Here is a 22,014-nt window from a genome sequence, read left to right on the forward strand (position 1 = left end):
GCTCAAGCCGGATCGCTCACTCCTTTCAATGCTTGCCTCATTCTCTGTAGCTGCTCGCGTTCCTGTTCGCCTGCGTCGGCAAGCTCCCGTTCCGGCACCTGCCGGGTCCTGTCGCGCAAGCTTTGCAAATAGGTTGCACAACTGCGGATGGTGGGATACTCAAACAGAGAAACCGCCGGAAATTCCACGCCGATCCATTCCGCCACCCGGCGATACACCACATACAAACTCATCGAATCGCCACCGGCTTCAAAGAAATTGTCGGTGGGGCTCATCGACGCATTGCCCAGCACCTCACCCCAGATCGCCAACAGCTGTCGCTCGATGTCGTCACCGAAAGCTTCGGGCTGGCCGCGTTCCGCGGGCCTGGCACGTGCACGCAATGCGTTGCGGTCGATCTTGCCGTTCGCAAGCAGCGGCAACGCGTCGATGCATTGAATGCTATGCGGCAGCATGTACGAAGGCAGTTCCTGCGCCGCAAAGTGACGTAGGGCCTGTTCCGAAACGACACAACCGCGCTTTATTTCGACCAGGGCCACCAGCCGCGGGAATTCGCCTTGCGTCTCCAGCAGCACGGCCACCTGCGCCACCGCCGGATGTGCACCGAGGGCTGCTTCCACTTCGCTCAGCTCGACCCGATATCCGCGGATCTTGACCTGATCGTCGCGGCGGCCCTGGTACACCAGCTGCCCATCGGCGAGGCGCATTCCCAGATCACCTGTGCGGTACATGCGCGAACCGATTCGAGCGCCGGCCTGGTGATCCGGCAGAAAAGCCGCCGCCGTCAGTGCCGGCTGACCTGCATAGCCGCGCCCCACGCCCGCGCCGGCGATGAAGATCTCGCCGGTCGCGCCGTCCCGAACGGCTTGCATGCTCTCATCCAACAAATGGATGGCCGTATGGTCGATCGCCTTGCCGATCGGCGCCACGGACGCGATCTTCCTGCCCGTCATGTCGCAGGCCGTGCTGCCGACCACGGTTTCCGTGGGACCATATTCGTTGACGAAGCGTATGCCGGTGTCCAGCCACGGTTGCAGGTCAGCGGCAGCCAGTGCCTCGCCGCCGACTACGCAGACCTCGCACCAGCGGCGATTCGGCGGCTGGGACTGCTGGCGCAGGATACGCAAATGCGAAGGCGTCAGCTTGACCACGGCAAAAGGATCATGCCCCGTCAGCGCCGCGTGCAACCCCTCCACTCCGTGGGCGCGCGTGGCCATATGCACGCGCTGACCGACCATCAGCGGCCCCCACAGGGTCGTGATCGTCATGTCCGACAGCAAGGAGGTATGCAGCAGACTGGGCGCCGCATGCATGGCGTAGTGCCGTGTGCTCCAGGCCAGGTAGTTGTTCAGGCCGCGATGCGTGACCATCACGCCCTTGGGAACACCTGAGGAACCCGACGTATAAAGGATGTAAGCCAGACTGTCTTGGTCGACATCCTTCGAGATTGCGGCAAGGCTTGCCTCGACTTGCTGCAGCTGCGAAGGGTGCAACGCATGCGCACCGCAGAGCCTGGCCCGGTCGGCATCGGGAGCACACAGCACTCGACGCAACCCTGCGGCTTGGATTTGTGCCTGTACCCGCGCAGACGGAAGGTCAAGGTCCAGCGGCACATAGGCGGCGCCGGCCTGCATCACGCCGAGCATGGCGGGAATTGCCGCCATGCCCAGATCGATCGCCACCCCGATCCTTTCTTCGTCGCCAATACCAAGCTCGCGCAACCGTCGACACCATTGGCTCGCCTGGCGTTGCAACTGTGCATAGGAGAGCGAGCCCTCTTCGCTCTCTATCGCGATGCGATCGGGTACCTCGCGTGCCCATTGCGCAATCCGCCCATGCAGCAGGCAGGCCGCATTCACACTCGAATCCGGGCGAACGGCATCCGTGCTCGGCACGGCCGGCATGACATTGAGCTGCGCCAGCAAGTCGCGCAAGCTGCCATGCGGTTGCTCAAGCACACGTTGTACCAGCGCCTGGTACGTGCTTCGCATGCCCTCGATAGTCGTGCGATGAAACAGATCGCTGCGATATTCGATCGCGCCGGTGAGAGTGGCTCCATCGTAGTCGAGAAGCATTGTCAGGTCGCACTTGGTGCGCCCGCTGTGCAACACGAACGGTTCAACATGCAGTCCGGAACGCTGGTAGCCGTCCGCGCCACGCTCCTGGAAGGCGAACATCACGCGATAGGCTGCCAGGGCGTCGCGGCGCAGCGCGGGATTCGTGTCACGGCCGGCCAAACCTGGCGCTTGCTGCTTGTACGGCAAAAGCTCAAGGATGCCTTGGCGACAGCGGTGCAAATAGTCGATCACCGTGGTATCGAGATCCACCGGCAGCACGAACAACAGCGTGTTGACGAAGCACCCGATCATCTCCAACTCTTCCGGGCGCTCGCGGCAATTGACCGGGCAGGCTATGCGCGTGCCGCCCCGTCCCGACCGGCTGAGCAACAGCAGGTTGAACAAGGCCAGGAAGACCACGAATGCCGTGGTTTGCACTTGACCCGACAGATGCCGCAAGCGGGCTGTCAGATCGCCCGTAACCGTCAACGGCACGCTTTCGCAGGGGTAGTCCAGCGAATCGCGACGAGGCATATCGACCGGCAACAGCACATCCGGTTGGCTTGCCGCGCCGTGCAGCGGCAGCCGCTCGGTCGAATCCGCCGCGGCGTAGCCGGGATCCCGCGCCCGCGCCAGGGCATAGTGAAAATACTGGCATGGCAGCGGCGGCAAGAGTTCATGATCGCCTGCTATCAGTCGTTCGTACTGACGCACGATCTCACCCACCAGCAGCTGGCGCGACCAGCCATCAAAAACGATATGGTGAATGACCAGCACGATGACGTGCAGGGTATCGTGCACTTTCAGCCTGGCAGCGCGAATCGGAAGCTCGTGCGACAGCACAAACGGCTGGGCAATGAATCCGGCGACCCATGCCTCATGCGACGCCCATTCGGCATCGTGTTCGCCGCAATCGCGCACCATCCAATGGATCGCATCGTCAGCCGCGGCGCTCTGCACTAATTGGCCGCCTTCCAGCCTAAATGTGGCTCGCAAGATGCTGTGCCGCTGCACCACGCGCTGCAACGCGCTCTCAAGCGCGCCCGTATCGATGCGGCCTTCCAGCCGCAGACCGATCGGAACATGATAGCTGGACGGACCCTCGCGAAACTCTTCGGCAAGATAGATGGCGCTTTGAAACGGCGTCAACGGATAGATGCCGCCCGCCCCATCTTGGACAAGCATGGGCGGCTCCCGCCGCTTCTTCAGCAGCGCACGGAACAATGCCTGTCTGGACAGCTCCGTCATGCGTACTCGATCCGTACCGGGTCGGCGCCGGGATATCCGCCCACGGGAAATCGGCGACACAGCTCGCCCACTTCCTGCGCAACCTCATCGATCACGTCCTGAGATAGATCGTAATCGAGCTCGCCGCGTGGCTTCACCGCGCGCAGCACCTTGTCGATCAGATGCGCGCACTGCTCCATTTCGTTCCGGCCGAAGCCCCGCAAGGCCGTAGTGTTGCTGCCGGTGCGCACGCCGCTGGCGATATGGACAGGATGCTTGTCGCGGGGAATCGCGTTCTTGTTGACATTGATGCGACAGAGCTCCAAGGCTCTTTGCGCGACGATGCCGGTGAGGCCGTACGACGATAGTACGTCGATCAGCACGATGTGATTATCAGTACCACCCGACACAATGGCCGCCCCCTTGTGACCCAGGTGGCTGGCCAGATCGCGCGCGTTGTCCTTGATGCGTTGGGCCAGATGCCGAAATTCAGCAGTGGCAAGATGACCGAAAGCCCGCGCTTTGGCGGCGATCACATTCGGCACCGGCGCTCCCTGAAAGAAAGGAAATACGCCTTGTTGCAGTTCCTTCTCCAGGGTGTTGTTACCGTGCCAGACCCGATTTCGGTCGGAGCCCATCAACACCAGGCCACCCCGCGGACCATAGAGCTGTTTGTGCGTGCACGTGGTGGTGAAATGCGCATTCGCCACGGGACTTGGATGCAAGCGCGCCGCCACCAGTCCGGCCACATGGGTAATATCGGCCAACAACAGCGCGTCTACTTCATCGGCGATAGCGCGGAAGCGCTTGAAATCGATTTCGCGCGGATACGCGGTCGCCCCGCAGATGATCAGCTTGGGCCGATGCGCGTGCGCCAGCTCACGCACCTGCTCGTAATCGAGCAGCCCCTGGTCGGTAACCCCATAGCCGATCGCATTGAAACGCCGGCCTGACACCGATGCACGTGAGCCGTGGGTCAAGTGACCGCCTGCGTCCATGCGCATGCCGAGCAGCGTGTCACCCGGCTCCAGCAGCCGTAGCAGTAACAATTCGTTGGCAATCGACGCGGAGTGCGTCTGCACATTGGCGAACTCCGCGCCAAAGGCAAGCTTCGCGCGCTCGATCGCCAGCGATTCGATCTCATCAATGATGGCACAGCCGCCATGGTAACGATGTCCCGGGTAGCCCTCAGCCGTGACATTGGCTGCGACCGAGGCCTGGCACACCTGGGTGGCCGGGTCGATCGCACTGGAGGAAGCGACTAGGTTGAGCGTCGTGTTCTGACGCTCGAATTCCCGTTCCAGCAACCCATAAAGTTCCGGGTCCCCGTCACGTAAGCGTTCGCAGCCGTGCCTGAGCATCGCATCCAGATGCGAAGATGTTGCGGCCGGCGCTTGCAGCATGTCTTTTTCGTACAGCATCTCGCCTCCTAGCTGTTCAGCTGTTCACGCTCCGCAAGTTCGCGTAACCCTTGCTCGCTCAGACTGTTGACCGATTGCCACAGATGACTGATCTCGCCGATATCGATTCCGCTGCGCGCTGCTTCTTCCTCCACATGCGCTGCAAGCTTGCCGGCTGAGGGTGATTCGAACACGGCGTGCAGAGGTATCTTGATCCCGAACACTTCTTCCAGCCGTGACATCAGCCGAAGTGCGAGGAGCGAATGCCCTCCCAGCGCGAAAAAGTCGTCTTCGCCGCTAACCTGCGGCACATCCAGTATCTCGGCAAACAACGCGCGAACAATGCCGGCCACAGGCGTTTCGGGTACCGCCGCGGGCGCCGGTGCCCGAATCGTACGCAATGCCTTGCGGTCGACCTTGCCGTTCGCCGAGAGCGGCAGCTGCGGCAGCTGCAAGGTTTGGTGCGGAATCATGTAGAAGGGAAGCTGTTCGGCCAGGTGCTTGCGCAGCGCACCCAGGTCCAATTCGCGTTCCGCCACCACGTATGCAGTGATAAGTTGCGCCTCGCCACTATCCTTGTTGACCAGCGCCACGGCTCGGGTCACGCCTGGAAAACTCTCCACTGCCGTTTCCACTTCGCCCAGTTCGATGCGCAGGCCGCGAATCTTGACCTGGAAATCCATGCGCCCAAGCAGTTCGAGCTGGCCGTCGGGCTGATATCGCGCATGGTCGCCGGTCGCATACAGGCGCGCGCCGGGCGTGCCGGAGAATGCGTCCGGTATGAATTTCGCCGCACTAAGTGCAGGCTGACGGTGATAGCCCCAGGCCACCCCGTCTCCCCCCAAAAACAATTCGCCGGTCATCCCTACCGGCACCAGCGCATGCTCCTGGTCGAGCACATAGGCTTTCTGATTGGCCATCGCCCGGCCATAGGGGACGCTCTTCCAATGGCGCTGGATTTCGCCGATGGAGTAAATAGTGGAGTCCATCGACACTTCGGTGGCACCGCCGAGGCTGACTACCTCAGCTGCAGGCCAGAATGCACGGATGCGATCGACCATGTTCACCGGAATCCAGTCGCCACCCAGCAGCACCAGCCGCAAGCCTTGCGGCACCGTGTCCGGACGCTCGTAGCGCTCCAGATGGTCGAGCAGGTTTTCCATCAGGCTAGGCACGGAGTGCCACAGCGTTACTTGCTCCCTGCCCATCAAGCCAAGCCACTCCGACGGCGTGGAGTGCTCCTGTTCCGACACCATGACCAGCTTGCTGCCCGCCATGAAGCTGCCCAGCATGTCGTAGGCGCACATATCGAAGCTGAGTGAAGAAACACCCAGCACGCTGTCTGCGGGACCGATACGAAAGCGTCGATTGAAGTCGGAAAAATTGTTGACCCGGCCGCGATGATCCAGCAATACGCCCTTGGGGTTGCCGGTCGAACCGGAGGTGTAGATCAAATAGACCGGTGCTGCGGGGTGATGCGCATCCGGCAGCGGCGCGTGGTCCTCCGACTGCAGCAGATCCTCGATGCACAATACCGGCACCTGTGTCTCAGGCAACTCGGACAGCAGGCGCCGCTCGGCGAGCACAAAGGCCGGATCGGCATCGGCAAGCAAATAGGCGATCCGCTTCTGCGGATACATGCGGTCGAGCGGCAGGTATGCCGCACCGGCGTCGATGATGCCAACGATGGCAGCCACTGCACTGTAGCTGCGACCGGCAAACACGGCCACTACCGCCCCCGCCGGCATATTGCGCGCATGCAACGCCTGGGCGATGCGCCGCGCCCCGGCCGCCAATTGGGCATAGGTATAGCTGCGGCCGTCGCATACGTAACAGATGCGGTCGGGCGCCTCTGCGGCAGACTCGCGAAGAAACGCCTGCACGCAGCGCTCGCCCTGGTATTGGACCGTCGTGTCGTTCCAGTCGCGGCAGATGAGATTGCGCTCGACCGTCGACAGATGCCAGAGCCTCGCCAGGTCGGTTTCCGCTGCCGCCAACCCCGCATCGAGCAGGGCCAGCAGCTGGCGCATGCTCAGTTCGATCGTATCGTCCCGATAAAGGGCGCGGCTGTACCGGCATTGCAATACGACGCCGTCATCGCTACGGGACAGGCAAAGGTCAAGGTCATTCCTTCCCGATGCCGTTTCTGCATGCAACCCTTGCATGTGAACCAGCATGGCGGGGCTTTCGTCGTCCAAGGCGGCATGGGCTTGAACTGTTTGCTCCTGATAGCTTTTGCGCAAGCTCGCCTTGATGGATTCCAGTGCATCCTTGAATGTCACCCACCGGTCGCAGTCCACGTATACAGGCAGGCGAACGGAGTCGCCTTCATCATGTACAGGCGGCGCGTAGAGGGCGAACCGCTCATGACCGCCATGCCGCCGGACGTAAATCGCCACTGCTGCAAACAAGGCCATATAAGCCAAAAATGCATTGTCACCCGCCAGCGCATCGAGCCGCGCTCGCAAGCCTTCCGGGGCGACGACGTCCACGCTGCCTTCCTGCGCCGCAAACGGATCACGCCGCGCAAAATCGGCTCTCAGACTGCCGTTCGGATAATCACCTGCGGCCGCAGCATGCTTGGTGAAAGATGCAGGATTTTCAAGAGATTCCATCTTCAATCCCGTTGCTGGTTTCGAAACACCGTGCGCACACGGCATCGGCTCAATCTTCCATCTTCAGCCCGGCCGGCATGCTCCGCCGGCCAGCCCTAACTGCTGGTGCAATTGCCCCTCAAACGTGACCGCCAGCATCCACGGCCGCATAGTTGAACTCATCAAAAAGACCGCTCAACTGAGGACGAACATTCGCCTCTTCTACCAACCTTCCCGTAAGCGACACCATGGGCTGATCGAGATTGCGCGTCATGCCGCGCAGCAGCCCAACGTAGGCTTCCGACCATCCAGCAATACGACCTGCCTCAAACAAGTCACGGTCATATTCGATGATGCACTCCAGCCGTGGACCAAGTTCCCAGCAGCACAGAAACAGATCGCACTTGGCGGTCTGCGTATGCACTTCAACCTCGAAATCCAGCGACTCGGGCAACTCCCACTGCTGCTCGTCCAAGCCAAGCAGATCGTACTGCTGCGTACGAAAATCAAGATATTCAAACATCGTATCGTACATGGACCCGTTACGCGAAGCGTGCGCGCCGCCATAGGCGCGGACGATCTCCTCGAAAGGCACGTCCTGGCCCGCATGCGCGGCCAGCATGCCTCGCTGTATTTCCGCGACCAATTGACGCAATGTCCACGTCTGCGCCAGCCGCGCGTAGCAAATGACGGTATTGCCGAAAAAGCCGATCAGCTCTTCCAGCTCGGCCCGATGCCGGCCGCTCATGGGCACGGCGACGGGAATATTCCATATTCCACTGAGTCCGGCCAGCAGCAGGGCATAGCCGGCAAGCAGCATCACGAACAGCGTTACGCCTTCCTCGCGCGCCGAATTCCGGAGCTCGGTGACCAGCGTCTCGTCCAGCATGAAGCGATGGACCTTGCCACGGTGGCTGCGCTGGGCTGGACGCGGGAAGTCAGTCGGCAGGCGCAGCCGCGGCCACTCCGTGCCGAGCTGGGCAAGCCAATGATCGAGCCCTTCCCGTGATGTCCGGGTCGCCCGCTCGCGCTCCCATATCGCGTAATCAATATATTGAATCGGCAGCGGCGCCGGTTCCCACCCGCTCGCACTGACGAGACTTTGGTAATGCATGCCGACTTCACGGACAAGGATGCGAATCGACAAGCCATCGGCGACGATATGATGAATTACGAACAGGACATATTGCTCGCCATTGTCCGTATGGATAAGCAGCACGCGAAGCAGGGGTGGCCGACGCAGATCGAAAGGGCGAAGTGCATAGTCGAACACTACATCTTGCAGAGCAGCCTCGCGCGATTCGCTGGAATGCTCGCCGAGCCGGCATTCATCCAGCGCAACAAAAACTTCTTGGTGCAATTTCTGTGTGATCTGGCCGCGAACGAGCTCGAAGCCCAGCCGAAACACCTCGTGCCTGGTGGCAACCCGCTGCAAAGCTTGCCGCAAGCATTCGGCATCCAATGGACTGCGTGTACGCACAATGGACGGAAGGTTATAGACGGCGCTGGAAGGATGAAGTTCCTCGAAAAAAAATACCCTTGCCTGCGCCGAAGAGACGGGATAGCCCTCTGTGGTTCTGGATCGAGGCAAAATGCACAGCTGATTTTCGTCAATCCCTTCTTCGAGCAACAATTGCTCAAACAAACGCCGCTTGGCTGAGCTCAGCCCGGCGTAGGCTTGATAGAACTGCTGCAAGGATCTTGTGACCATGATTAAGCCATTCGTCATCCAGATAACAAACAACTCCCCATCGCAGGAACTAGCGACCTGCGCAAATCGATGGCACTGGCTGATACCCCGAGGCAATGCAACCGTTGAATAGCACGCCTAAAAATCGCCGTCAACGATTCTGCGACAATTCAAACGCGCTGTATATCCCATCGCATTGCCATTTCGCCGTGCGACACCGCCGACTCACCCATTCCTACCGCATGCGCCGGAAAATGGAATCCTGCGCAGTCGTAACATTGCAACCGAATAAATCCACGTATCGGGTATCCACCTGATAAGCGTTCTGGCATTTTCCCAGCCATTCGAGCAAAGGCTCGCGCTTGGCAAGGCTGTCTTCCACGACCACATAGTCGCCCTGCTTCAATAGCGGATGGAAGTACTCCAGCACGCCAGCCACATTTACATGGGCGTCTTCAAGCAAAAGTATCGGACCGTGATTTTCAAGCACGACACTTCGGTCAAAATCCTGCGCGATGCGTCGGCAGTCGCCCTGCAGATAACGTACGCGATCGTAGGAGATATCCAGTTTCTGGCAATCAAAGCTGACCACCCTGCCCTCGATGCCGAACATGCGCATGAGATCCGCAAGCCAGATCGCGCTGGCGCCGGTTCCTGATCCGATCTCAACGATGAGAGTGGGCTTGAGCTCCCACAACAAGGTCGGATAGATGGCCATGTCGTACGCCGTCTTGAACAACGGCATGTCTCTCCATGTCACCGACTTGGCCACGCCAGAGGACATGGCAAGAATGGACGGGCTCATGTCGCAACCGCTTCGCCGCAATCTTGCGTCGTAATCGACATATCTCCCCGCACCCCGGTGCGCCAGCAACCCCTTCAGGACGCCCAACGCCTCCCTGACATACACGCCCTCGGCCCCTGGAATGGCTTTTGCGCTTTCCTGCCATGCCGTGGCTGGATCCAGCTTGGCCAGCAACACGGCGAGCTGCCACATCGACTTGTCGAAAGCCGTAGGTATTTCATGCTGCTCGTGCTTCCTTCGAAACTCGGATTCCTCCAGCAGCTGGTAGACCCCCTTCCTGAATTCGGCTTCGTCCATGTCTTTGTCCACGATGCTTGTCACGCCGGTCACAACTGCCGCAGCGCCGCGACCACCGGCAAGCGCGCGGACCGTATGGCAGGAATCAAGCCGCCGACCAGGCCGATCACGACTGCAATGGCCAGTCCAAGCGCGACCAGCGCAGGAGTAACGATCAATTTGAACACTACGGGCGTGTGATCGCCGGCAAGCGTGTTGACCGCGTTGCCGTTGAATACAAGACAGGCCAGCAATGCGCCGAGCAGGCCGCCGAACAGGGCCAGAATGATTCCCTCCACCGCAAACGAAATAATCACATTCGTCGAGTCAAACCCCATGGCACGCAAGGTGGCGACCTCAACCCGGCGCGAACTGACCGTGGTGTACATGGTATTGAGCGCGCCGAAAATCGCACCAATCGACATGATTACGCCCACGAGCAGGCCTACCACGATCAGCAGGTGGCTCAAGTTTCCTGACAACTGCGCGTAATAATCCGATTCACGCACGACTTCGACCGACAAGGTAGGATCGGACATCAATGCGCTCTTGAAAGCGCCCAGTGCGCCCGGACTTTCAAGCATCACCGTGACACTGGTGAAAGATTTACGGCGCAAGGCGTCCAGAACGCTCTCCACGTCCCCCAATACTTCCGATTCGTGCGAATCGCCGCCACTGTCAAAGGCGCCTACGATTTGCCATTCGCCGTTGCCGATGGTCACCCGGTTGCCGACCTTCAACCCAGGGAACTGCTTCTGGATGGTTCGTCCGGCTATCAGCTCGCGCATCCCGGGGGTGAACATCCGCCCTTCGGTGATATGGATTTCCGGGCGCAACATCGCGGCATTCCTACTCACGCCACGCACGGTCATGCTGATGCGCTTGTTGTTTCCCGGCAGGTTCACCGGCACGACCATCACCGATTCCGATGATGCGATGGAGTCGCCCTTGGCGTCATGCTTGACGCCCGGTGCGTCATCGATGGTCAACGCCGCGTCCCGGCTCAATACGCTGGTCAGCTCGGAATTGGAGCCGCCGCGCAATACGATCACACGATCCGGACGCCCCGTTTGGTTAACGGTGCGCGTGAATCCCACCGCCATGGCCAGCACCGATATCAACACGGCAACGACGCCGGCATTGCCGATGATCAACACCGAACAGCCACCCAGGCGCTGCGGCAAGGTGGACAGGTTCATCTCGACCATCGCGAAAATCTGTCGAAAACTGATCATGCCGGCATCCCTATCGTCCCGCCAACGCGTCGACCACATTGACCCGCCTGAGGCGCTCCGTCGAGGGAATGGCCGTGGCGATGGCAAGCAGCATGGCAATCAGAACTCCGCCGATCAGCACCCAGGCCGGCATGCGTGGTGCATCCGTCGCCCCCTGCAGGATCGGGTAGAACAGCCAGGCACACAACAATCCCAGCGAGGCCGCCCCGATGCAGATGACCATGGCTTCGCACAAGACGATCAGGCTGATCATGGTTGTCGAATAGCCAATTGTCTTCAATACGGCGAATTCCGGGACACGCTCCCGCACGGACTGCATCATCGTATTCCCCGTCAACAACAGCAACGTGAAAAAGACGGCGCCGATGATCAGGTGAATGGCCATGTCGATGTCACCGTGCTGCTTGAGCATCGCCTCGGCCTTTTCTTGCTCGTTCTGGGTCAGTGTCTCGTCGCTGGAGTTGGCGAACGCGGCATCGATGGCATCTGCAACCTGCGCAGAGCCTGCAGGGTCGGCGATCTGAGCGATATACCAACCCACGGTGCCGTTCTTGAACTGCCGGGCTTCGTCGAAATAGGCGTAGCTCAGCAAAAGCTCGGAGAGAGTTCGACGATCTTTCTGGACATCAAAAATGCCCACCACCTGGAATGACCACACGGAAGTACCATCGGACTTCAGCGACCAGATGCTTGATCGCAGCGGAATGCGATCGCCTATCTTCCAATGGTAGCGCTCGGCGATCTTGCGGCTGACGACCACGCCATCGCGCGTTTTCAGCCAGGCGGCGACCTGGTCCTTCGGCAGCAATAGCTCCGAATAGACATCCAAATAGGACTGAGGATCGACCGCCAGCGCAAAGATAGGCTGCCGCGCATCCTGATAAGAGCCGCCAAACCAGCTTGAATGCGTCACCCTGGTTACGCCGGGGACCCGCTCAATCTTGCCTAGCGCCGCCAATGGCAAGCCTTTTGCCACGCCGAAGCGGCTGTCCACATACAGGCGATCCAGGTGGGTCTGGGCCACGGCATGGTTGAAAGCGGATGTAATGCCCTGAAGCATGCCGAACAACACAAACGCCGCGAAAATGGAAACCAATGTATACGCGGTGCGCGTGCTGTCGCTCCACACGCCCGCCCAGATCAGACGGTAGTGCTTCATGCCGCCGCCTCAAGCAACTGACCCTTGTCGACGTACAGTCGTCGGGCGGCAAAGTTGGCTGCGACCGGATCGTGCGTGACCATGATGATGGTCTTTCCCAATTCCCGATTGAGCGTGCGCAACAGTTCCAGGATGCCCGTCCCGGTCTGGCGATCAAGATCCCCAGTGGGTTCGTCGCAAACCAACAACGCGGGGTCCGCAATAATGGCTCTTGCAATCGCAACTCGCTGCTGTTGACCGCCAGACAGTTCGGCAGGCCTGTGCTTGGCGCGATCGCTGAGTCCAACCATCGCCAGCGCGGCAGCCACATGCGAAGCACGCTGTTTTCTGCCCAATCCGGTGAGCATGAGTGGCAGCTCGACATTGGCGTCAACTGTGAGCTTAGGCATCAGGTTGTACATCTGGAAGATGAACCCGACGTGCTGCTTGCGCCAACGCGTAAGCTGCAGGTCGCTCAACTCATTAACGCGTTCACCGGCCACGGTCACGCACCCCGCGCTGGGACGATCCAGGCCGCCGATCAGATTCAGCAATGTTGTCTTGCCCGATCCCGAAGGTCCCATCAAGGCCAAAAACTGCCCCGCCCCTATATCGAGATCGATCCCTTGCAGGATCTCGACTTTCTCCGCACCGCGCCGGTAGAACTTGGCAACCCGTTCCAATTGGACCGCAACAGACATGCCACCCCCGTAATCCCTTGCGTGACTGAAATGCTGCTTTAGACCATCACTATTGCCTTATTGCTTTTGTCGACGCAAGTGCCGTCGATTCCGAAATGTACTGCGGGCGTATTACAGACAATTGAACGCACGTCGTCGCAATTGACAAGCACGAATCACACTGGTTAGGCTCCAGCGGCGTAGGGGAATAAAGCTCATCACATACACCATCGAGGCGCCGTTTGAAGCGCGCCTTATGTTTTGTACGCCGAAGCTTCACGATTGGGGAACAAGACCAATGGTGAAGCTGAATCGCCGCAAGGGAGATGCCGTATGAACGCGTTTGAGGACTCATCCGCAAATCAGGCGCAAACCGCTGAAACCAAGCCGCTTTCGCAGGCCGAACGTGTCATCAATGTTTTCGTAGCCCCCAGCAGGACGTTTGTCGACATTCTGCGCAGCCACAGCTGGTGGCTACCATTCCTGATCATGGTGGTGATTGGTTATGCGTACCTGTTTATTGTTCAGGGCGAGGTCGGCTGGGACACGATAGCGACCAATATCACCCGGCATCTCGCGCTACCGATGGATGACCCGGCACGCGCGCCGCGTATCCTTGAAATCACCATCGCCATCGTCAAGGCGAGAATGTACGCCTATCCGCTGATCATCCTGGTCGCCAGCGCCATTGCAGCATTGCTACTTTCCGGAACGGTCAACTTTTTGCTCGGCGGCAAGGCTTCGTTTGAGCGCGTGTTCGCCATCTGGATGTATGCGATGTTGCCGCGAACACTCTCGGCGATCATTCCCGCTGCGGGCCTGTTGCTGGGCATGCATCGCGATTCGTTTTACCTGAGCAATCCTATCGGTACCAATGTTGGCTACTACCTGAGCCCCAGCGCGCCGGAGTGGCTGATGTCCGTCGGCACCGCGTTGGACGTGCTGCACATCTGGTCATTGATCCTGGTTAGCATCGGCCTGTCCGTCGTGGCCAACATCAGCCGCGCATCGGGATTCATCGCCGTGTTCGGCTGGGCTGTGCTTATCGTGCTTGGCAAGCTGGCCTACGCCGCACTCTCCGCCAACATGGGTTAGGGAACAACGCGTAGCACAGCGTGGAACATGGGTTCCACGCCTGTCTGACGGGGTGGTTCGATATGCTGCCAAATCAACTCAAAGCCGCTGCTAGCCAGCTGTTTGCCAAGCTGCTCAGGACTGAGCACTCGGCGATACGGCAGGCATTGCATGCCATCGATGTCGCGCATGTCGTCGCAACGCAGGCCGGCGCCGGGCATGAATTGGTCGACGAAACCACTATCCACCCACAACACCCCGCTCTCGTCCCGGTACAGCGGATGCTTGTAGGCAACCGCCTCGTTCCAGCACATGGTGCTGACCAGGAAATAGCCTCCCGGCGCCAGCAAACCGCGAATACGCGCGAACACTCCGGCTCGCTCCTCGTCGAACACTACGCAGTGCAGACAGTTGCCATCCATGATGAGGTCAAAATTACGGCAACTTGTGTCGAGCGCCATCACGTTGCCGCAGTCGAAGCGGATCGGCAATTTCCGCTCGCGTGCGCACTGTTGCGCCATGGCGATGGCGGTGGGCGAAATGTCGATTCCACTTACTTCGAAGCCGCGCTGCGCCAGGTAACAGCAGGCTTGCCCTACCCCACATCCCAGCTCAAGCGCACGCGGCGGCATTCTATCGAAGGAAATGTGTTGCAACGCCTGGTCGATAAAACCCTTGGTCCAGAACTGGTCGAACGATGAGCCGTGATCGAAGAAGGCATCCCAAGTCGGCTTATTGCTCAAGCGAATCTTTTGGTAGAGCGCTTCGTACAGGTCGTAATACTTCATGGGTAATTTGCCGCCCTGGAGTACGCGTGGAGAAATGGATAATGAGTTTACTCTGCAACGAATGTCTTTCACCGAAGGGGATTGTCGCCCGCGCTTTGCGACTGCCGCAAGTAGTGACGACAGCTCATTCCACCCATACTCCGCACCCAATCCGGATGCCACCCAAGCCAAACGAAGTGCCCGCGGTAGCGCCATGAGCTCAACAACTCGCGCGTTCGAAGCGACCAGGCTGCCGGGCAATCCCATCGTCCATTCTGAACTGGATGCGTCACTGGGCACCAACATCAACGGCCCATCCTTGATCAAGGTGCCGGATTGGATCGCTTCCCCATTGGGCAAATATTACCTGTATTTTGCGCACCACCACGGTCGCCACATCCGAATGGCGTATGCCGATTCACTGAGCGGGCCGTGGCGCATTTTCCAGGGCGGCACACTGCAGTTGCGTGACACACCGGCTGCTTCGTGGAGCTATCGTGCACATATAGCCAGCCCGGACGTGCACGTCGACGACGAGACGCGAAGCATCGTTATGTTTTACCACGGAGGCTATCGACTGCTTCGCCCCAGACAGGCGACCTACGTAGCAACCTCGCGCGATGGCCTGAAGTTCGTCAGCCAGCGCGCGCGGCTAGGCATGCCTTATTGGCGGCGCTTTCACTGGAATGGCCACTATTACGCCATCACCATGTCAGGGCAGTTATACCGAGCCACCAATCCCTTGAGCGGTTACCGGCCCGGGCCGGCACTGACACTGCCGGGAGCGAGGCATGCTGCCGTCTGGATCGAAGACGGGCGACTGCACCTGTTCTTTTCCCGGATTGGCGATGCACCCGAGCGGATTCTGGCTTGCCACGTCGACCTCTCCGATGATTGGATGACCTGGCACCCATCGAAGGAACACACGCTGCTGTTCCCCCGGGAAATCTATGAAGGCGTAAGGCTAACCGTCTGCCCGTCCGCGCGCGGCGCGGTTTATGAGCGGGCACGCCAGTTGAGAGATCCCTATGTTTTCATGGATGAGCGGCAGCTGTACATGCTTTATGCCACCGCCGGCGAAGCCGGCATTGCCATTGCAAAACTCGATCCGGCCGCGCGCGCTGCGACGATCGAAGCGAACAACGTGTTGGAACGGAAGCACGCATCTTCGTAATAACGAACCATCTTGCTCTATCGGTCCCGGCTCAGGAAGAATCCATTGATAGACAGATTTTCCCAACCGCTCAAATCGGTGCTCGTCGCCGTCACTAGCCTGCTGCGCTGGTCAGGGGTGCCGGTTCGAAAGCAATTCGTGGTAGCCGCATGGATCCATAAATGCTGGGTTATCCTTTGGCGAACGCCTACACGCCGGCTGCGAACGCTGCCCGATGTCCTTGTCATAGGTGTAAGCAAGGCCGGCACGAGCACCATTGCAGCCTATCTTGCTCAGCATCCGGACTTTCATCCGCCGCTGTACAAGGAGCCACATTATTTCGACCTGCATCCGCAGGAAAACGTGGAATGGTATCGGGCCCAATTTCCGCTGCGCATGCACCGTTGGCTGGCGAAGAAAGCCTTCAAGCGCCCCTTTGTCAGCGGTGATTTCACGCCCAGCTACTACCTGCTTCCGCATGCACCCGAACGTACGCGTCGCGAATTGGGTTCACCCAAAATCATTCTCAGCCTGCGCAACCCCATCGATCGCGCTTATTCCCACTACAAGGACTCGCGCAGCATCGGCTATGAAATCATGGACCGGTTTCAGGATGCCCTGAAAGCCGAGCCGACCCGGCTGCGCGGCGAACTGGAAAAAATGGAAAAAGATCCCAACTATTGCAGCAAAGCACTGCTGAGTTTCGGCTACAAGACGCGCGGCATCTACATTCGTTACATCCAGCACTGGCGCAGATGGTATCCGGACAGCGATATGCTGATCCTCAATTTCGACGAGTGGATCAAGCAACCGGATGACGCCTACGCGAAGATTTGCGACTTCCTCGGCATCCGTCGGTGGGCCCTGGGACGCTATGCCGCCTACAACGTCAACGAACACGCTTTCCCCGAGATACCTTCGGATGTTCGTCGGGAGCTGGCCGCGTTTTTCGAGCCGCACAACCAGGCGCTTTATGAGTATTTGAAGACCGATTTTTGTTGGCAGTGAGCCCCGGGCACGTCGGGGGCGGCTCTTGTCATCACAGATAAGGAATTTCTGATGCGGATCGATGGCCAACAATCGATGGAAGCGACGGTCAGGGAGTTCTATGAACAATTTCCCTATCCTTGGCCGCCGATGTCCTTTCCAAGCTTGGAGGAGGCCAACTTTGAATCAATCATGCTCAATCAGAGCGTGGGCGATTTCTCGCATGCGACCATTCGCTCCGACGCACGCATATGGGTGGCCGGATGCGGCACTAACCAGGCGATCTATACAGCCCTGAAGTTCCCCAGGGCAAGCGTACTTGGCTCAGACCTGTCAGCCGCCTCCCTCGAGGTAGCCCGCAGGAATGCGCAATCCTTGGACATACGTAATCTAGAACTGCGCCAGGAAAGCCTGCAGGACGTAAGTTATGACGCGGAGTTCGACTACATCATCAGCACTGGCGTCATCCACCACAATGCCGACCCACGCCTGCCGCTAGCCGGTATTGCACGTGCCCTGCGCCGCGAAGGCATTCTGGAATTGATGGTCTACAACCGATTCCATCGCGTCTTCAACACGTCTGTACAGCAAGCGATCAGGCATATCTCACGGCACGAAGGCAAGCAGGCTTCCTTCGATGAGGAGTTGAGAATCGCGCGGAACCTGCTCGACGTCATTCCCGGCGATCCGCGCCGGGTCGAATACTACCGCTCGGCCCATGACGCGGAAGTCGCCGATTCCTTGATTCAGCCAATCGAGTTCAGCTACACAGTGGAAACGCTCAAGGATCTGGCGGCCTGTTGCGGATTGAGCTTGCTGCTGCCCTGCCCCAATCCGTTCGACAAGCTGAACTCGGCCTTCTGGTCCATTCGCCTCGCCGACGTCGAGCTGCAGAAGAAGCTCGATGCCCTGCCAGACACCACGCGCTGGCAGATCACCAACCTGCTGCAGATGGAATGCTCGCCAATGCTGTGGTTCTACCTGAAGCATTCGACCGAGCGCCATCCAGACAGGTACGAGGCGATCGTCGATCAAGCATTCCTGGACCGGCGCTTCGTTCCGACTGCTACGAAATTGCGCAACTACTTCCGTGGCGCCAGCGACATGAATTATCGAATGGCTAACAGCCTAACCACTTATCCCGCTCCGCCTCAGGATGAATTGCTGAAGCGAATACTTGCGCTGGCCGACGGCCGCAGAACCATGCACGAAATATTGACCAATGCCCAAGTGGATATCCGGGACCGCAAATCCGTCAGCGACATCCGCATACGTACCACAACCGGCATTTTCCCTTACCTGCGAGCAATTACTTAACGCGCCAGCAACTGCCTTTCCTCGGCGGAGCAAAGAAGCTATCCGGTCAACGCCACACCTACATCCGAGATTGAAGTGATGCCACCCGATTCCTCACGCTGGTTCGATGTTCATCAAAGCGGAACCCGTTCGGTGAGCCTGTTTTCCATTCCACATGCAGGGGGTTCCGGCTACCCCTATACCGCGTGGCGCCGTCGATTGCCTGAATCCGTCACCGTGTTCGGCGTACGCCTGCCTGGCCGCGGGCCACGCATCACCGAATCGCCGTACCGACGCATGGAGCCCCTTGCCAGCGCCTTGTGCGATGCCATGACCGAGAAGCTGGACGGACCCTTCGTGATGTTTGGCCATAGCATGGGCGCCCTCATCGCCTTCGAGGTCTGCTCGCGACTGCAGCAGCGCGGCTTTTCGGCATCTCACCTTATCGTCTCCGGTGCACACCCCCCGCATCGTCCACGCGGGGAAAAGCAACTTCACCTATTGCCGCGCAACGAGTTTCTTCAAGCCATCAAGAACTACAGAGGAATCGCTGCCGAAATTTTCGAAGAAGAGGAACTGGTATCGATGTTCGTGCCGATACTTCGGGCGGATTTTGAACTGGTTGAAACTTACCCCGTGCGAAGTCACCCGCCTGTTGCATGTCCGATTACCGCGTTCGGCGGTGAACAGGATCACGCCGTCAACGCGGACTGGCTGCAAGAGTGGTCACGATATACGAGCTCGTCCTTTCGACGACAGATGTTTCCGGGTGGGCATTTTTTTATATCCACCCACGAAAAGGAGGTTCTTTCGGCTGTCAACGATATGACTGAAGGCATTCCCGCAAAATAGCACTAAAACCAACGGCGGCTACGCGCGGACGCGATGTAATCGCGTTAATCTGCTTGCATCAATAGGCTTATTTTCAGCCTATAAGATGCGCTTTTGATTGAAACAATCCGCGCATAACAAATAGACCATATAAAACTGTTGCGCGCGAACGAGTCTGTTGTTATGTTGTGGATTAAGGGGAACGATAGGGGTTTCTCGTTCACTCATGGAATTTGCATCCAGCAAGGGGGCGGAGTTCGCCCCGCTCGTCATTTTCTTGGCTGTAGTTCTGGACGGAGAAGTATTCACATGAGCATTATCGTTAACGACGTTGAGCAGCTGAAAAGCTTGGTCGCACTGATCAAGGAAGTAAAACCCGGATTGGATGAAACCGATATCAATCCGGAAGATTCACTGGTCGACCAGCTAGGTCTCGATTCTCTGGATATTCTTCAGCTTTCCCGCAAGATAAATCGTCAGCTTGGCGCTTTCGACATCGACGCGTGGAACAACGGTCCGCGTACCGTGCAATCGATCCTGGAACAACTCAACAACATTGATTCGTCGCTCCAGGCTTCCACTACATGAACGGGGGCCGGGGCACGGAAGCACGGCGCCGGGTGGCGATCGTTACCGGCGGATCCCGCGGCATTGGCGCGGCAATCTGCAAAAAGCTGGCGGCCAACGGCCTTTCGGTACATCTTGTCTATAAGAACGCCGACGGACCGGCGGAACAGGTAGCTGCCGATATCACGCATGCCGGAGGCGAGGTAATCGTACACAAGGCGGATGTCTCGCTTGAGGGGGAAGTCAAGTCCCTCATCGGCAAGGTTCTCAAGAGCGGGGATACGATCGACGTGCTGGTGAACAACGCGGCCATCATCGACGATCGACTGTTGGCCATGACCAGCCTCGAGCGATGGGAAAACGTTATTCGTGTCAATTTGACCGGCCCATTCCTGATGTGCAGGGCCGTACTTCCGTCCATGCTCGAACAGAGTTGGGGACGCATCATCAATCTTTCCTCCAATTCCGTGCGCATTCCAGGGGCGGGGCAGTCGGCGTACGCAGCGTCAAAGGGTGGCGTCGAGGCACTCACACGTGCGCTGGCGATGGAAGTAGGCCGCAAAGGCATCCGCGTAAATACGGTGGCTCCCGGCCGAGTGAAGACCGACATGACCGAGAACGTCGCCAACCAGCTGGGAGGTGATTCGGGCCCACGTTGGGGAGTTCCGGAAGATCTGTCGGGAATCGTCGCCTTCCTCGCTAGTGATGAAGCCGATTATATCCAGGGACAAACGATTACCGTCGACGGCGGCCGGTTGGTTATGCGTAGCGCCAAGGGCTAAACCGCCTGCAACGGGCAATGTGCCGATTTAAAACTTAATCAGATCGAGGCTTTCCAATGCGTGGAGCAATGAAGTATTGGGAGGATTTGAAGTCAATCCCAATACACCGATACGGACCATTGACTTTTAGCTCGGAACTTTTGGACCAACTACTGGACATGATGGGTGAAAAGCATCCCATTCATGCTAGTGACGGTTTTGCGCAATCGAACGCCAGGCGCAAGCGTATCGTGCCGGGCGGCTTCATTCATTCGATTACTTCGGGATGGATCGTGCAACACGGCTCGCCGGTTGCCATCCTTGGCTTGCGATCGATGAATTGGAGTTTCGTAAACCCGCTTTACCCCGATGTTCCGTTCTTTTTCACCACCGAAACGGTGGGTTCGGAAGAGATCGACGAGCACCGGGGTATTGTCAATACGGTGCGCCGCGTTTTCGATGAAAGCGACAATACCTATGCCATTGGTCGGATGAATGTAGTAATGAAACGCCGCCCAAAGTGATGATTGGTGTCGCTGAGCGTCCCGGTTCCAGTTAACAACTGACCGCGACCGGCCCGCTCCAAGCTTTCATTTTTTCCAACTCAAACGTATTCGAGGTAGTGGATATGAGCTTAGAAGGACAGCCGCTGAAGGGCAAAGTCGCATTGGTTACGGGTGGCGCCAGGGGCATCGGAGGAGGTATCACGCGCAAGCTCGCCGCATGGGGATGCAAGCTGCATATCACCTATATCGATCGTCCTGCCGCTGCCAAGAAAATGGCGGCCGAAATCGAAGCCGAGGGCGGGAGCTGCACCATCCACAGGATGGACTCCGCCTCGCCGGAAGATATAAAGGCGGTCATTGACAGCATCGCTAAAATCGACGGCGACCTGAACATCCTTGTGCACAACGCCGCTGCCACCAAGTTCACCCTGCTTAAGGATGCCTCGCTCAGCGACTGGCAGTTTGTACAAGACACCAATTCGCGCTCTACGTTGTTGCTCGCGCAATATGCGCTGCCGCTGATGAAGAATCGGCCCGGCGCCCGCTTCCTCACCATCACCAATTCCAACACCCAGCGCATCCTGAAAAGAGCAGGCCTGTTTGCCGCGGCAAAGGCGGGCCTTGAGACATTGACGATCTACCTTGCCTACGAACTTGCCGCGTACGGCATCGTGGTCAATTGCATTAGGCCCGGCCTGGTGCAGACCGGCGTGTTCAATGTGCGCCCTGATTTTGAAGGCGGCGTTACGCACGAACTGGCCGTCTCGCCATGGGGCAACGATCGCATGACCACCTCGGAGGATTCCGGTGACGTCGTGGCGATGATGTGCCTGGACGAGGCCGCATGGATCGCAGGCCAGACCATTACCGTCGACGGCGGCTTCAAGTGGTGGGGCCATTTGCGTGTACGCCAAAAGCCGCGTGGCCAGCGTGACCAAAACGAAGCCGAAGAAGCCTCGGCCTGACGTTG

Annotated in this window: 18 protein-coding genes; 9 read left to right on the top strand and 9 right to left on the bottom strand. The window is 58.8% G+C overall.

Annotation, left to right across the window (positions count from 1 at the left end; translation table 11 throughout):
* Window positions 1-2: 2 nt before the first annotated feature.
* The 8 genes from QQJ96_RS07540 to QQJ96_RS07575 all read right to left on the bottom strand — a co-directional run bounded on the left by QQJ96_RS07540 (window position 3) and on the right by QQJ96_RS07575 (window position 13,123).
* Complete coding sequence (locus QQJ96_RS07540) at window positions 3-3,242, bottom strand: non-ribosomal peptide synthetase (RefSeq protein ID WP_284331365.1); 3,240 nt, start codon at window positions 3,240-3,242, stop codon at window positions 3-5.
* A 59-nt stretch (window positions 3,243-3,301) separates the two neighbouring features.
* Complete coding sequence (locus QQJ96_RS07545) at window positions 3,302-4,705, bottom strand: serine hydroxymethyltransferase (RefSeq protein WP_284331366.1); 1,404 nt, start codon at window positions 4,703-4,705, stop codon at window positions 3,302-3,304.
* 8 nt (window positions 4,706-4,713) lie between these two features.
* The gene (locus QQJ96_RS07550; RefSeq protein ID WP_284331367.1) at window positions 4,714-7,299 is read right to left on the bottom strand and encodes a non-ribosomal peptide synthetase; all 2,586 of its coding nucleotides are present in this window, start codon (window positions 7,297-7,299) and stop codon (window positions 4,714-4,716) included.
* Between the two features lie 118 nt (window positions 7,300-7,417).
* Entirely contained in the window at window positions 7,418-8,989 is a 1,572-nt protein-coding gene (locus QQJ96_RS07555) for a condensation domain-containing protein (protein ID WP_284331368.1), read from the bottom strand.
* 214 nt (window positions 8,990-9,203) lie between these two features.
* Entirely contained in the window at window positions 9,204-10,070 is an 867-nt protein-coding gene (locus tag QQJ96_RS07560) for a CmcI family methyltransferase (protein WP_284331369.1), read from the bottom strand.
* 29 nt (window positions 10,071-10,099) lie between these two features.
* A complete protein-coding gene (locus QQJ96_RS07565; protein WP_284331370.1) occupies window positions 10,100-11,284 on the bottom strand; it encodes an ABC transporter permease in 1,185 nt (394 codons plus the stop codon).
* A gap of 10 nt (window positions 11,285-11,294) precedes the next feature.
* Entirely contained in the window at window positions 11,295-12,443 is a 1,149-nt protein-coding gene (locus QQJ96_RS07570; RefSeq protein ID WP_284331371.1) for an ABC transporter permease, read from the bottom strand.
* On the bottom strand, window positions 12,440-13,123 hold the full coding sequence (locus tag QQJ96_RS07575; RefSeq protein WP_284331372.1) for an ABC transporter ATP-binding protein: 684 nt from the start codon (window positions 13,121-13,123) through the stop codon (window positions 12,440-12,442). Before QQJ96_RS07575 ends, QQJ96_RS07570 begins: the two co-directional genes overlap by 4 nt.
* 312 nt (window positions 13,124-13,435) lie before the next feature.
* Between QQJ96_RS07575 and QQJ96_RS07580 the strand changes: the two genes are divergently transcribed.
* The gene (locus QQJ96_RS07580) at window positions 13,436-14,197 is read left to right on the top strand and encodes a YIP1 family protein (protein WP_284331373.1); all 762 of its coding nucleotides are present in this window, start codon (window positions 13,436-13,438) and stop codon (window positions 14,195-14,197) included.
* Here the strand turns inward: QQJ96_RS07580 and QQJ96_RS07585 are convergent.
* Window positions 14,194-14,964, bottom strand: coding sequence for a class I SAM-dependent methyltransferase (locus tag QQJ96_RS07585; protein ID WP_284331374.1), 771 nt, complete (start codon window positions 14,962-14,964; stop codon window positions 14,194-14,196). The two genes, QQJ96_RS07580 and QQJ96_RS07585, sit on opposite strands and share 4 nt — an antisense overlap.
* Window positions 14,965-15,157: 193 nt before the next feature.
* Between QQJ96_RS07585 and QQJ96_RS07590 the strand changes: the two genes are divergently transcribed.
* The 8 genes from QQJ96_RS07590 (at window position 15,158) to QQJ96_RS07625 (ending at window position 22,009) form a co-directional block, all read left to right on the top strand.
* Entirely contained in the window at window positions 15,158-16,117 is a 960-nt protein-coding gene (locus tag QQJ96_RS07590) for a glycoside hydrolase family protein (protein ID WP_284331375.1), read from the top strand.
* 12 nt (window positions 16,118-16,129) lie between these two features.
* Window positions 16,130-17,104, top strand: a complete 975-nt coding sequence (locus tag QQJ96_RS07595) for a sulfotransferase domain-containing protein (RefSeq protein WP_284331376.1) — start codon at window positions 16,130-16,132, stop codon at window positions 17,102-17,104.
* A 171-nt stretch (window positions 17,105-17,275) separates the two neighbouring features.
* On the top strand, window positions 17,276-18,400 hold the full coding sequence (locus QQJ96_RS07600) for a class I SAM-dependent methyltransferase (protein ID WP_284331377.1): 1,125 nt from the start codon (window positions 17,276-17,278) through the stop codon (window positions 18,398-18,400).
* Between the two features lie 132 nt (window positions 18,401-18,532).
* Window positions 18,533-19,231 (top strand): thioesterase II family protein, encoded by a 699-nt coding sequence (locus QQJ96_RS07605; protein WP_284331378.1) that lies wholly within the window; start codon window positions 18,533-18,535, stop codon window positions 19,229-19,231.
* 288 nt (window positions 19,232-19,519) lie between these two features.
* Window positions 19,520-19,798, top strand: a complete 279-nt coding sequence (locus QQJ96_RS07610) for an acyl carrier protein (protein ID WP_284331379.1) — start codon at window positions 19,520-19,522, stop codon at window positions 19,796-19,798.
* A 32-nt stretch (window positions 19,799-19,830) separates the two neighbouring features.
* On the top strand, window positions 19,831-20,559 hold the full coding sequence (locus QQJ96_RS07615; RefSeq protein WP_284331380.1) for an SDR family NAD(P)-dependent oxidoreductase: 729 nt from the start codon (window positions 19,831-19,833) through the stop codon (window positions 20,557-20,559).
* 158 nt (window positions 20,560-20,717) lie between these two features.
* Window positions 20,718-21,062 carry a MaoC family dehydratase gene (locus QQJ96_RS07620; RefSeq protein ID WP_284331381.1) on the top strand — a complete coding sequence of 115 codons (345 nt, stop codon included), beginning with the start codon at window positions 20,718-20,720 and terminating at the stop codon, window positions 21,060-21,062.
* Between the two features lie 104 nt (window positions 21,063-21,166).
* Entirely contained in the window at window positions 21,167-22,009 is an 843-nt protein-coding gene (locus tag QQJ96_RS07625; protein WP_284331382.1) for an SDR family NAD(P)-dependent oxidoreductase, read from the top strand.
* The last annotated feature ends 5 nt before the right edge of the window (window positions 22,010-22,014 follow it).

The sequence above is a fragment of the Dyella flagellata genome (assembly GCF_030160275.1).
Lineage (GTDB): Bacteria > Pseudomonadota > Gammaproteobacteria > Xanthomonadales > Rhodanobacteraceae > Dyella_B > Dyella_B flagellata.

What these genes read in the sequence shown, in the direction of transcription:
- QQJ96_RS07550 (WP_284331367.1), bottom strand. Translation starts at nt 7,299, where the DNA reads ATGGAATCTCTTGAAAATCCTGCATCTTTCACCAAGCATGCTGCGGCC.
- QQJ96_RS07610 (WP_284331379.1), top strand. Translation starts at nt 19,520, where the DNA reads ATGAGCATTATCGTTAACGACGTTGAGCAGCTGAAAAGCTTGGTCGCA.
- QQJ96_RS07545 (WP_284331366.1), bottom strand. Translation starts at nt 4,705, where the DNA reads ATGCTGTACGAAAAAGACATGCTGCAAGCGCCGGCCGCAACATCTTCG.
- QQJ96_RS07560 (WP_284331369.1), bottom strand. Translation starts at nt 10,070, where the DNA reads ATGGACGAAGCCGAATTCAGGAAGGGGGTCTACCAGCTGCTGGAGGAA.
- QQJ96_RS07590 (WP_284331375.1), top strand. Translation starts at nt 15,158, where the DNA reads ATGAGCTCAACAACTCGCGCGTTCGAAGCGACCAGGCTGCCGGGCAAT.
- QQJ96_RS07585 (WP_284331374.1), bottom strand. Translation starts at nt 14,964, where the DNA reads ATGAAGTATTACGACCTGTACGAAGCGCTCTACCAAAAGATTCGCTTG.
- QQJ96_RS07600 (WP_284331377.1), top strand. Translation starts at nt 17,276, where the DNA reads ATGCTCAATCAGAGCGTGGGCGATTTCTCGCATGCGACCATTCGCTCC.
- QQJ96_RS07575 (WP_284331372.1), bottom strand. Translation starts at nt 13,123, where the DNA reads ATGTCTGTTGCGGTCCAATTGGAACGGGTTGCCAAGTTCTACCGGCGC.
- QQJ96_RS07625 (WP_284331382.1), top strand. Translation starts at nt 21,167, where the DNA reads ATGAGCTTAGAAGGACAGCCGCTGAAGGGCAAAGTCGCATTGGTTACG.
- QQJ96_RS07565 (WP_284331370.1), bottom strand. Translation starts at nt 11,284, where the DNA reads ATGATCAGTTTTCGACAGATTTTCGCGATGGTCGAGATGAACCTGTCC.
- QQJ96_RS07580 (WP_284331373.1), top strand. Translation starts at nt 13,436, where the DNA reads ATGAACGCGTTTGAGGACTCATCCGCAAATCAGGCGCAAACCGCTGAA.
- QQJ96_RS07620 (WP_284331381.1), top strand. Translation starts at nt 20,718, where the DNA reads ATGATGGGTGAAAAGCATCCCATTCATGCTAGTGACGGTTTTGCGCAA.
- QQJ96_RS07570 (WP_284331371.1), bottom strand. Translation starts at nt 12,443, where the DNA reads ATGAAGCACTACCGTCTGATCTGGGCGGGCGTGTGGAGCGACAGCACG.
- QQJ96_RS07555 (WP_284331368.1), bottom strand. Translation starts at nt 8,989, where the DNA reads ATGGTCACAAGATCCTTGCAGCAGTTCTATCAAGCCTACGCCGGGCTG.
- QQJ96_RS07540 (WP_284331365.1), bottom strand. Translation starts at nt 3,242, where the DNA reads ATGCTTGTCCAAGATGGGGCGGGCGGCATCTATCCGTTGACGCCGTTT.